9 protein-coding genes and 2 pseudogenes are annotated in these 6,444 nt (G+C 40.9%); all 11 read right to left on the bottom strand.

Features of this window, described 5'->3' with window-relative positions; translation table 11 throughout:
* Positions 1–379: 379 nt before the first annotated feature.
* A complete protein-coding gene (locus tag ACW9H9_RS28170) occupies positions 380–958 on the bottom strand; it encodes a hypothetical protein (RefSeq protein ID WP_457346632.1) in 579 nt (192 codons plus the stop codon).
* Positions 959–1,085: 127 nt separating this feature from the next.
* Positions 1,086–1,655 carry a hypothetical protein gene (locus tag ACW9H9_RS28165; protein WP_457346631.1) on the bottom strand — a complete coding sequence of 190 codons (570 nt, stop codon included), beginning with the start codon at positions 1,653–1,655 and terminating at the stop codon, positions 1,086–1,088.
* A 325-nt stretch (positions 1,656–1,980) separates the two neighbouring features.
* Positions 1,981–2,439 carry a hypothetical protein gene (locus tag ACW9H9_RS28160; RefSeq protein WP_457346630.1) on the bottom strand — a complete coding sequence of 153 codons (459 nt, stop codon included), beginning with the start codon at positions 2,437–2,439 and terminating at the stop codon, positions 1,981–1,983.
* Between the two features lie 6 nt (positions 2,440–2,445).
* The gene (locus ACW9H9_RS28155; RefSeq protein WP_457346629.1) at positions 2,446–2,964 is read right to left on the bottom strand and encodes a hypothetical protein; all 519 of its coding nucleotides are present in this window, start codon (positions 2,962–2,964) and stop codon (positions 2,446–2,448) included.
* A gap of 173 nt (positions 2,965–3,137) precedes the next feature.
* Positions 3,138–3,521: pseudogene (locus tag ACW9H9_RS28150) on the bottom strand (contractile injection system protein, VgrG/Pvc8 family); the annotation flags it as partial.
* Between the two features lie 20 nt (positions 3,522–3,541).
* On the bottom strand, positions 3,542–4,105 hold the full coding sequence (locus ACW9H9_RS28145; protein WP_457346628.1) for a hypothetical protein: 564 nt from the start codon (positions 4,103–4,105) through the stop codon (positions 3,542–3,544).
* A gap of 90 nt (positions 4,106–4,195) precedes the next feature.
* Complete coding sequence (locus ACW9H9_RS28140) at positions 4,196–4,642, bottom strand: hypothetical protein (protein ID WP_457346627.1); 447 nt, start codon at positions 4,640–4,642, stop codon at positions 4,196–4,198.
* Positions 4,642–4,851, bottom strand: coding sequence for a hypothetical protein (locus tag ACW9H9_RS28135; protein ID WP_457346626.1), 210 nt, complete (start codon positions 4,849–4,851; stop codon positions 4,642–4,644). Before ACW9H9_RS28135 ends, ACW9H9_RS28140 begins: the two co-directional genes overlap by 1 nt.
* 62 nt (positions 4,852–4,913) lie before the next feature.
* Positions 4,914–5,061: pseudogene (locus ACW9H9_RS28130) on the bottom strand (bacteriophage T4 gp5 trimerisation domain-containing protein); the annotation flags it as partial.
* Positions 5,062–5,251: 190 nt separating this feature from the next.
* Positions 5,252–6,025 (bottom strand): hypothetical protein, encoded by a 774-nt coding sequence (locus ACW9H9_RS28125; RefSeq protein WP_457346625.1) that lies wholly within the window; start codon positions 6,023–6,025, stop codon positions 5,252–5,254.
* Complete coding sequence (locus tag ACW9H9_RS28120) at positions 6,022–6,162, bottom strand: hypothetical protein (RefSeq protein ID WP_457346624.1); 141 nt, start codon at positions 6,160–6,162, stop codon at positions 6,022–6,024. Before ACW9H9_RS28120 ends, ACW9H9_RS28125 begins: the two co-directional genes overlap by 4 nt.
* Between the last annotated feature and the right edge of the window lie 282 nt (positions 6,163–6,444).

The following is a 6,444-nucleotide window of genomic DNA, read 5'->3' as shown; positions in this document are numbered from 1 at the left end:
CAACGGGATCGGCGTATTTCACCATATTTGGAAGTCTTCTTCAGGATTTCCTTAAAGGACCAGGCAATTAATTGATTGGCGCACATATGGCGCTCTATCGGCGCACGTTATAGCTCCCAGTTCACGCCTTTTGTGGAGCGAACGACATGAAAACCTGCTTGTCCAGGAGGGCTTCAGGTCCAGCTCCGGATTTCACCACCCAGCTTCAGGCGAAACGGCAGGGTTGACTGATGCCCGTGGTAGCCGTGAAAAAGACAATTAAACCAAAACTTTCACCCTATGATTGCATTTTTTAGTCGCGAAAATTGAACCCGACAAAGGTAAATAGGTAAAATTACTCATGCATTAAATTCGATTTTTTAAATCGTAAACCAAACTATCAATCGTCACCCATGCCAGAACATTCAGCAATATCAACTTTTACTTTTCGCTCACCGTAATCCAAAACGCACAAAGGCCTGTTAAAACTTCCTGTTATGTCTCTGCAAACTTTACCATTCTTCTTTTCATAAACACACTGCGAATCAGCAACAATCAATTCTTTTACTGGATACAAAGTACTCACCTTGCCTTTATCTAATACATATACACTTTTATATATTGATCCGCCCGATTGCAGAATATCTTCATAAACGCCAGGTTTAAGTTTCGTTGCACTTGCTGGAACCTCTCCAGCGTAAACTGCCTCATCGCCATCTTGAGCGACGAGGTAAATTATATTTTTAGCAGAAAGCCCCAAGTCGTCGCTTGTTGGGAAAGATGTAATTACACCACCCTTTTTTTCATCTAAAAGTTCTTCATACGAATACTCAGAGCCACAACCCCTTTCTGTATTTTTTACATAAATGATTCGTGTGCCCATTAATAAATCAATCTGACCCTCTACTCCATTATGTTTTTCGCACTTTAAAAAAATTTCTTGGGGGTGAGAAAAAAGCCAAAGAGCAATAGAATACAATGTATATTGCAGACAAATATTTCACTCAAATACTCCTTTAAAAAACGTAATTAAAGCTTAAACAATTTCATCTTTCATGTATTTTTTCTATCCAATCATATACAGAAGAAATTTATTTAAGACACCTTTACTTATCATTTTTCGCAAGATATATTTTTATGCTACCAGCATCTTTATAAGCGCACACAACTAATTCTCCACTCACCAAATTACGCCCGTCGATACAATGCTCCAAGTTTGGATCGGGCAAATCTTTTTGGAAAAAAGAAACCGCCAGACCATCATCTTTATTCGTAATTGGGAACTCGATAGTAGAGTATTCAAACCCCTCAAAGTCGGGGCGTGAAAACCTGCTTTTTGTCAGTACATACATTGATTTACCTAGTCTCCCTGGTGATTTCCAATCGTAAAAAAATACTGATGCAATTTGATCGCCTTCAATTTTCCATACGTATTTAAATTTTAAGTCAGAAGCGTCGACTAAAGAATAAAAAATCTCAGCGTCCGCTACATGAGCTTCTTTAATTTCAGATTTAAAATTGTTTTTTAGAAAAAAGATCGCGAGTTTTTTCTGCGCCACTGTAATTAGCACCGGCGGATGAGCTTCACTGATTGAAGTTTTATCCGAAGCCCACGTATCGGGACTTAAAAGCCCACAGGCTAATGCTAAAACTTTCAACACGTCATATATTGTCAATTTTTATTTCCTTTAAATTTTCCAACTATTTGATTTAGCTGGCTATGGATAAAATTTTCATTGTATAAAGGTACTTTTCAATATTTCGCCAAAATCAAAAAAATAACACCCCGTTAAATAACCGAGGCCTGTGTAAAAATACGCTATATTTTTATCCACTCTCAAATATGTTAGACACCTTCTACGATATTTTAGCGGCCCTCACACCACATTCCCATTACCGAATCGATCTCTGTAAACTCGCTCGCGATAGCGATTTTATTTTGAAACGTCACATCTTTATCAGATTTAATGAATTTGTAAATTGACGCCTTTGAAAGGTTTGTCATTCGCTATTTTCGTCACAGTAAAAGATCGAAATGCCTTGTCGCTGAGGATCAGCAATCAACGTAGGCAATACACCATATTTTTTATTTGACTTGAATTTCGTCCGCAACACCGCTTCTACGGAGGCCGGGCTACCTTTTAGATATATCGCATGAACGCTGAAGGGGCCAAGGTAGGGGATCGCAATTTGATCAACAGGCAAACCATAAAAACTATCGTTCACGCAATAAAAGGCAGCTTCATCAATTCGACAGGGTCTTAGCTTACGTTCGATAAAATAACGACCACTCGGTCTATTTGTCAGGGGATCCAAAAAAACATTTTTAATTTTACAGTTTTCTATCCCGTCAAACTGCTCCTCCAACGTCGTATGTGAACAGGCGTCAGCTGATATAAAAAGGCCAAATAGGAGTAAAAACTTCGTCGCCCAGAGAACAAAACGTTCGCCCCCCCCCATAGGCCATCACTTGCTCTCTCCTGCGACTATATCCAGCAAGTTTTTTAAACTAGAAATATTTTCACCATAAAAAGCATTACACTGAGAAACAACTATATGACTTCCACCAACTTTTTTAGAAAACGTTCCACACACAAGCCCGGGACCATCCTCTCCATCTTGCCGACCATAAACAATATTTTTCATATTTAGGAGATCCCATCCCTCCTTAGACATTTTTAATTTGGCGGTTTTTGCAGCATCCGAATAACTGATTATTTGCTCAGGATATGGCAAATCAATAAGCTTATTATAAAAATTTGTTCCATCCCCCACAACCTTAATTACCGCATCAAAATCATTGCCCAACACTATAAAACCAGGAACATTATCAAGTTTATTTGCAAATGACCCACGATCAATTGGTACTAACTTCACAACAACAATACCGCCACCTTGCTCAGTACAACTTTCCTTTTTTAAATCTACAACCGAAACATTTAGATCACATATTTTAATCTCCGACAGTGCGGCAGTTGAAAACACAACCAGAAAAAAAACCCAAAAAAATCAATAGCTATTTTATACATTTTCATCAAGCACTCTCCAAATCGATACAGATGCACTTCGCCTTTCACTATTGTGCGACGGAATTTTATTAGGGCTCCCCCTATTAATCACCGCCCCAGCTATCGTCGCTACGTTCCGTAGTACTACGCGCAATAATCATGCTCCGGATAAGACTGGCCAAGCTGGAAGCGGTAGGCGTTGCCCTTGATGCCGTGTTTTTTAAGGATAAAGGCGATGATGTTCGGCGCCGTTATCTGCTGGTAAATACGCAGGTTGGTGCGGTGATGCAGGTACTGCAACTGCGGCACCACGGTCACCTTGTAACGGGTCAGGCGTTTGCCCGCATCGCCCTGGGCCACTTGGTAGACCTGGCCGTGGATGCCTCTGCCCTGCGGGTCGAAGGCCAGGAAAGCCTGCTTGTACAGCAGAGTTTCAAGGTCCAGGTCCGGATTTTCGCTGACCAGTTCCAGGTCGAAGCGATAAGGCTGGCTGATGCCTTGGGGATCAGAAAATAAAGATAACAACTCAACCAAACCTTACCCCGTGTAGGTGATCATTTCTCCTCGCCCATTACTAAGCCAAGTAAATTTTTAAAATTAGAAATATTACTTTCGTAAGAATCATTACATTGAGAAACAAGAACTACTTCCTGAGTTGAACTATGTTCAAGCGTACTGCAGACAAGCGTATACCCATCGCCATCTTGAGGGCCTTTATATACAACCACCTTCATGTCCAATACACTCCACGATTTCTGGGCAACTTTAATTTTCGCAGAATCAGGCGCGTCAGAAAATTCGATTATTGATCCAGGATCAGGAAGTTTTATGAAACGACTATAAGGACTGGAGCTGTTTAAACCTAGCTCATGCAAAGCATCTTCTTTATTTTCACTCCGTACAATAACCGTCGATAAACTGTCATTCCAGACACTGTCAGAAAGATTATTCGGTGTTAGTTTTATTACGTTTACCTCTCCGTTAAAATCACACGATGAAATATTTAAATCAGAAGGAACTTTATCAATCCCGCAGGTCAAATCGTCGGCAGTCGCAGAGTTACAAAAAAACAAAAAACACACAACAGTCAATACAGAGAACATCTTAGACTTCATCATTGAGGAGACTCCAGATTTTTTCAAAAGCTGCATTTCTTTCAACGTCGTGTGATGGAATTTTATTTGGACTCCCCCGATTAATTATAGAGCCTACAACCCTGCAATTTTCTGGGGCAGCCCTTCATCCGCACGCTTATTTATTTTTTCTTGGGCCCAAAAGAAGCCAGAAGCGTCACAAGCATTGTAATCATCAGCAGATAGCTGTGATGAATTAGGATCCACAGTAAAATTTTTATCTCGATAAAATTCATAACTTTTATAATTACGCCTTCCCGTAATCTGCAAAAATCCTCTACCGTGAAATCTATCACCGTCGCCTAACATGCCGCCGCGCGCTGAATTAGCAGCACTGTTATCCATACCCGCTGCTATGGCCGCTATTTTGCCCGGTCGCGTAGACATGTAAGTAGCACGATTAATTGTAGGTTTAGGATTTGGACCGGGATTGGGAAGCTCTACAGGGCGATGTCCTGAAGGGAGGTTACGCTGTAAATAAATTGCTTCATCATATTCAACCTCGGCTTCGCCGGCCGTCATTATTTTGTACATTTTCCGAAAGCAGGGTTCTCTGCATCGCTCCTCTCTAAATTGCCACCAGCCGGTTTCAACGCCGACTTGCGTAAAAAATGCGCAGTTCTTAACTTAGAATTTTCTACTAAATATTTATATAGCATTTTGTTCGTAGGTTCTCTCAAGTCTGCCGCTACCTGCTTACCAATATTTGGAGCTTTTTTCAACACACTCATAAGCTCATCGCTACTAAACCAACCACACAGTCTAAAGACACTCATAAACTCTACCGGAGGAGTTTGACGTGGATAAAGATTTGTTCGGCGCCTTTTTGTCTTCGCTGCGCAGTTCATTGAAACCTCCGTCTCCCGGGGAGCTCCGGATTTTGAACAAGGTGCGAGTCTTGTTAACTGGTAACGCGTAGGCGCCTGGTTTTCCTCGTGGTACTGGCTTTCGCTAACTAGCGACTAGCAGAGGTTGCCTTCAAGGGATATCACAAGGCCTTCTACTCCAGGCACAGAAGTTCAGAGCTGGTGCGAATAACCAGCATCGGCTTGCTGAAAATAGGCATCCAACTTTTCGTAACAATATTTTCCATAGTGTGCGCAATAATTACGCACACATAAAAGCCTGTTTTTAACAGCCGTTTAGATTGTTACATAATACCCAGCCACGAATTTTCTTCCCTTTCGCGGTTGTATAGAGCATCGATACCCAACCAGCCGATATCGCTTCTACCTTCACTTTATCTCCACTGATCAAATACATTTTTGTGTCGTCAACCATATTTCCCGATGAGTAAATCGAGGTTTTTTGTTTAACCGTAAATTCTACCAAATCACCAGACAACCAACTATTAAAAATTTTTGACCCTACCTTTTCAACAACAGCATCACGATTTTTATATGGATAGCTATAAATAATTTTGTCGTCATCAACGTCTTGAGAGAGCGTATCGGCGCCACTACCAAAGTACTCAGTCAGCTTTTTGTCAAAAACAAAACCACTTCCCGTCCGCTGAAAAACCAGCACACTAAAATAGTCACTTCCATGACGAACACCTGTGAACGCACGAATGGGAGCGCTATGAATCACAAACAAATAATTCCCCCCCCTTATATTTTTTAAAAAAGCATCTTGCACATTACCCGTGTCCGCAATAAACGGCAGTCGAGAAATAAACTGAATTACACCAGTAGAACAATTCAAAAAACTCACTCTCAATCCCATTTCTGGATCTGATTTTCCCTCATCCTCAAGTACAGCAACTGAGTCGAAGACTATCATACCACCTTCAACTAACAACGGTGGATAAGGTGCTTCCTTAGGAGGCTCACACGCGTAGACAAAAGAGACACTTAGAGACAGTAAAAAAATCATAACCTGCAAAACGCATCGAACTTTAATCATCCTGCACACCCTCCAAACTCTTCATTCATCAAAGTAATAATTGCTTTAGTAGCGCTTATCCTATTAGCAAGCTGATCCAAACCAGTATTTATTTTTCTGGTGACGTTTTTTATTTTCAAGTCAATATCCAAAGACATATTATCTGCTACTGCACCAATGTTATTTTTTTCAGTACCAGCAACCGGAACCGATGATCACATTCACATCCGTTTCAACCAACTCAGGACTCGCATTAACTCTTACACTAATCGCATCCGCACATTTTTTATAAGCCTCAAAAATGCAAGGTGTAACAATCCGCGCCCCCGACAATCTTTATTCGAATAGTCATTATTACCACAGTTATGCTGTCCATAGCCAACATCTGAATCGCCCCTAGTTTCGTAGACACCTCCAAGCCTTAAAATGAGGCCCATTAG

Source organism: Pseudomonas sp. SDO5215_S409, assembly GCF_054071325.1.
This window is presented reverse-complemented; position numbering and strand designations above follow the sequence as displayed.